We start from the raw sequence: 4,047 nt of genomic DNA on the forward strand, positions 1-4,047 counted from the left end.
CCCCCCCAAGTGACTACGGGAATGCTCGCGGAACCAGCCGCGGCTCGCCCGGCGCCGATCGAAGAGAACGGGAACACCATGTCAACGATGGCATGCGCGCCCAGCTGCGCAAAGTTCTGGATGGCGGCGTTGGCTTGGTCTGCATTGCCCGCCGCGTCGACCACGGTAACTTTCCAACCGAGTTCGTCGGCTGCTTTGGTCGCGCCCTGGATATAGCGGACATTGTTGGCTTCCGTGGCGCTGATCGACACGATGCCGAGCAGCGGCTTGTCGGCCGCGCTGGCGTGCGCGCAGGACAATGCCAAGGCCACGGCGAAAACGCCGAATGTCAGGTTTTTCATTGTTCTCTCTCCCTTGTGAGGTTGGACGCGCATCTTCAGATTCAAAGCTGATAACCGCCTAACCGTTTCGGTAGATTTTCCCATCTTAGACGGCTTCGCAAGAAAATTCGTGCAAAGAAGCACAAAATAGGCGAGAGATTGGCGCCAAGATACAGCTAAACGATTAGCTAAGAGAGCAGATGGCCACCATAAAAGACGTCGCAAGAGCTGCCGGTGTGTCGACGGCGACGGTGTCCGCGGTCGTCAACGACACTGCCTATGTGAGTCCGGAATTGCGGGGTCGTGTGCTTGCCGCGGTTCGCGACCTTCGCTACGCGCCCTCGTTGGTCGCGCGGAATCTACGCAGCGGGCGCAGTCAGCTGATCGCGCTTGCCGTGGCGGATCTGGCAAACCCGTTTTACGCCCGCATCGTCACGGCAGCCGAGGCGGCGGTCGCCGCCTGGGGCTACTCTCTCGTCCTGTTCAACAGCGATGAGAAGCCTGATATTGAAAAACGCATTCTTTCGCGCATTCGAACACTAGGATGCGATGGGTCGGTCCTCGTTCCGGTAGGTCCCGAAAGCCAATACCAACGAAGGGATTTCGAGGGCGGCGTGCCGGTGGTCCTGCTTGGCCGTTCGATCGGAGATGCCGGTGTTGATACCGTCACGATCGACAATGTGTCGGCCGGCAAGCAGGCAACCAACTACCTCCTGGACCTTGGCCACCGCGAAATCGGATCCATAACGGGGCCAACGCAATTAACGACTGGCAGCGGCAGGCTGCAAGGCATGCTTGAGGCAATGGCCGCACGCGGCCTCGCTCCGAAAACCGGGCATGTCCGTTCCGGCGAGTTCCGTGAAGACACAGCCTATTCAGTCGCGCGAGACCTGCTTGGACAGTTGGCCCGGCCCACGGCGCTTTACGTCGCCAATGGCGTCATGGCAATTGGAGTCATGCGAGCTGTCGCCGATCTTGGCCTGCGCTGTCCCGAGGACATCTCGATCGCATCGACCGACACAGTCGCTGGAGCAGGCGGGTTGAAGCCGCGGCTTACCCGTACAGAGCATCCCGTTGCCGACATGACAAACGAAGCGCTGCGCATGCTAGTCGATCGCATCGAAGATAAGGTCACCTTGCCGGCGCGCAATGTCGTCTTCCAGCCCGCGCTGGTGGTTGGTGAAAGTTGCGCCCCAGTTAGATAGAATGCCCCAGTTAGATAGAATGTTGAGTTGCGAACCAGGGTACTTCGATGAGAGACCCTCCACCTTTCGTCGTCGAGGTCACGACGGGCCTGGAGTGAGCGCGGCGAGGACAGCCGGTCGGGTTCACCTACCTCCTATTTCGCGACAAAACAGCGTCCATGATATAAATCAATTTGGCGTCGAAAAAAACAATAGCTTGGATCGCGTAGCGGTCCCAGCCTGCGCTACCACAAAATAGTTGACCAATTTCAAAGACTTAAAGATTATAGCTTAGCTGGCTTGGGGTCAGTGCATCCTATCGACGTGTACCATTCTGGTACCATAGGGAGGTCGTCCAGCTATGCCCCCTATGACGGTCAACAAAATTTGCGGCAAGCTGGGAGCGAACCCTGCCGACGATGTCGGCCGTCGTTTTGCTTGAGATCTTTGCGCAGCCAAAAATGCCGGCGTCCACTTGGCCAAGACGGATACTCCAGCGTTCAGCGGGCGTTGCGACTCCAGTGCGTACCGCCTCGTTTCAGCAGCCCTGCATGAGGCGATCTCGAATCATCGCTGCAATCGGGATCGCCGAGGTGGCGGCGGGGGAAGGCGCGTTGCAGACGTGCAGCATGCGGTCCGTTTGTGCGAACAGGAAATCATGGATGAGGGCACCGTCCTTGCGCACGGCTTGCGCGCGGATGCCTGCTTCGTGCGGGAGCAGGTCGGCGAGCTTGAGGCTCGGACAGTATTTCCGGCACTCCTCCAGATAGCCTGGCTTCCAGAGCGAGTTGCGGAGTTCCGTTACCGCAGATCCGCGGTTGGCGAACACGGTTTTCCAGAAGCCGGGAAACAGCGCGTAGTCGGCCATGTCCGAAACGTTGAACGAAAGCCGTGGATAGCCTTCGCGGGCAAAACCGATAACGGCATTCGGCCCGACCGTGACGCTGCCGTCGATCATCCGCGTCAGGTGCACGCCAAGGAAGGGCAGGGCTGGATCCGGGACGGGATAGATCAGATGGCGGACAATGTCGTTCTTCGATGCGGGAAGGCGATAGTATTCGCCGCGGAAGGGAACGATGCGATGCTCGATCGAAAGCCCGGCGAGCACGGCCAGCCGGTCCGATTGGAGACCGCCGCAGACCACCAGTTTTTTCGCCTGCCAGTTTTCGCCGGCCGACGCGATATCGACGGAATCGATGACTTCGCGAATGCCGGTGACGCGCGTCGACAGGCGGATCTCGCCGCCGAGTGCCTTGATACGCCGCCCCATGGCCTGGCAGACATCGGCATAGCTGACGATGCCGGTCGAGGCCACGAAAAGCGCGCCGAGACCGCGGATGTTCGGTTCCCGCTCCTTCAATTCACCCTCGCTGACGCGCTGGACTTCGATCGTGTTCTGCTTCGAGCGTTCGTGGAGTGCCTCCATGCGCTGCACTTCGAGTGCGGAGGTGGCGACGACCAGTTTGCCGCAGACATCGAAGCGGATGCCGTTCTCCTGGCAGAAGGCCTTGGTGGCGTCCGCGCCTTTGCGGCAGAGCTCGGCCTTCAGGCTGCCTGGCGGATAGTAGATGCCGGCATGGATGACACCACTGTTGTGGCCGGTCTGGTGCTTGCCGAGAGCCTCCTCTTTTTCCAACAGGATCAGGCTGCAGCCGGGATATGTTTCCAGCAGCCGCATGGCCGTCGCCAGGCCGACGATGCCGCCGCCGATGACGCAATAGTCGAAAATCATGGTTGTAGCCTTTGCCTGCCCGATTATGCGTGCGCGGTCTGACGATCGCCATAGCCGAAATAGGCCTCTTCCAGCGCATGCCCGTCGGCGAGCTCGCTTGCCGAACCCTCCAGCGCGACATGGCCGTTGCGCAGCACGTAGACGCGGGAAGCGAGGTCGAGAATGCGGGCGGTGGACTGTTCGACGACGAGCAGGGTCAGCCCGCTGGCGTTAAGCTGGCGGAGGCTTTCGTAGACCTGGTCGATCACCAGCGGCGCAAGGCCAAGCGACGGTTCATCGATCATCATCAGGGACGGTCGCTGCAGGATGGCGCGGGCGATGGCAAGCTGCTGCTGCTCGCCGCCGGAAAGGTGGCCGGCAACGCCGCGGTAGCGGGTCCTGAGGATCGGAAAGATTTCCAGGACCCGGTCCAGATCGGCGGCGGCTTCGGCCTTGTCCTTGCGGATCATGCCGCCAAGCAGCAGGTTTTCCCGCACCGTCAGTGTCCGGAAGATGCTGCGGCCTTCCGGCACAAGTGCCAAGCCTTTCCTGCACAGCTTTTCCGGCGCCTGGCCGGCGATCGACTCGCTGTTGAAGGCAAGCGTGCCTCCGGTCGGCGCCATGAGCCCGGAAATTGACCTCAGAAGCGTGGATTTGCCGGCGCCATTGGGGCCGACGACGAAAATGATCTCGCCTTTTCTGACCTCCAGATCGATCGATTTCAGGGCAGCAAGCCGGCCATAGCCGGCGGTTAGGCCGCGTATTTCAAGCATGTCGTTCCCCTTTGACGGTCTGTGGGCGCCGATCGAACTCGGAACGGACCGCCGACTTT

3 protein-coding genes and 1 pseudogene are annotated in these 4,047 nt (G+C 60.6%); 1 reads left to right on the plus strand and 3 read right to left on the minus strand.

All coding sequences use genetic code 11. From position 1 onward, the window contains the following. Positions 1–386 (minus strand): annotated as a pseudogene (locus tag EN914_RS26985) (hypothetical protein); the annotation flags it as partial. 134 nt (positions 387–520) lie between these two features. Between EN914_RS26985 and EN914_RS26990 the strand changes: the two are divergent. Continuing rightward, positions 521–1,525, plus strand: coding sequence for a LacI family DNA-binding transcriptional regulator (locus EN914_RS26990; RefSeq protein ID WP_024502238.1), 1,005 nt, complete (start codon positions 521–523; stop codon positions 1,523–1,525). A gap of 517 nt (positions 1,526–2,042) precedes the next feature. On the opposite strand, the gene lhgO is transcribed toward EN914_RS26990, so the two are convergent. Beyond that, positions 2,043–3,233 carry an L-2-hydroxyglutarate oxidase gene (lhgO, locus tag EN914_RS26995; RefSeq protein WP_245265314.1) on the minus strand — a complete coding sequence of 397 codons (1,191 nt, stop codon included), beginning with the start codon at positions 3,231–3,233 and terminating at the stop codon, positions 2,043–2,045. A 26-nt stretch (positions 3,234–3,259) separates the two neighbouring features. Then, complete coding sequence (locus EN914_RS27000; protein ID WP_127389366.1) at positions 3,260–3,988, minus strand: ABC transporter ATP-binding protein; 729 nt, start codon at positions 3,986–3,988, stop codon at positions 3,260–3,262. Positions 3,989–4,047 lie beyond the last annotated feature (59 nt).

Origin of the sequence: Mesorhizobium sp. M7A.F.Ca.CA.001.08.2.1, from assembly GCF_003998455.1 — a bacterium.
GTDB classification, from domain to species: Bacteria; Pseudomonadota; Alphaproteobacteria; order Rhizobiales; family Rhizobiaceae; genus Mesorhizobium; species Mesorhizobium ciceri.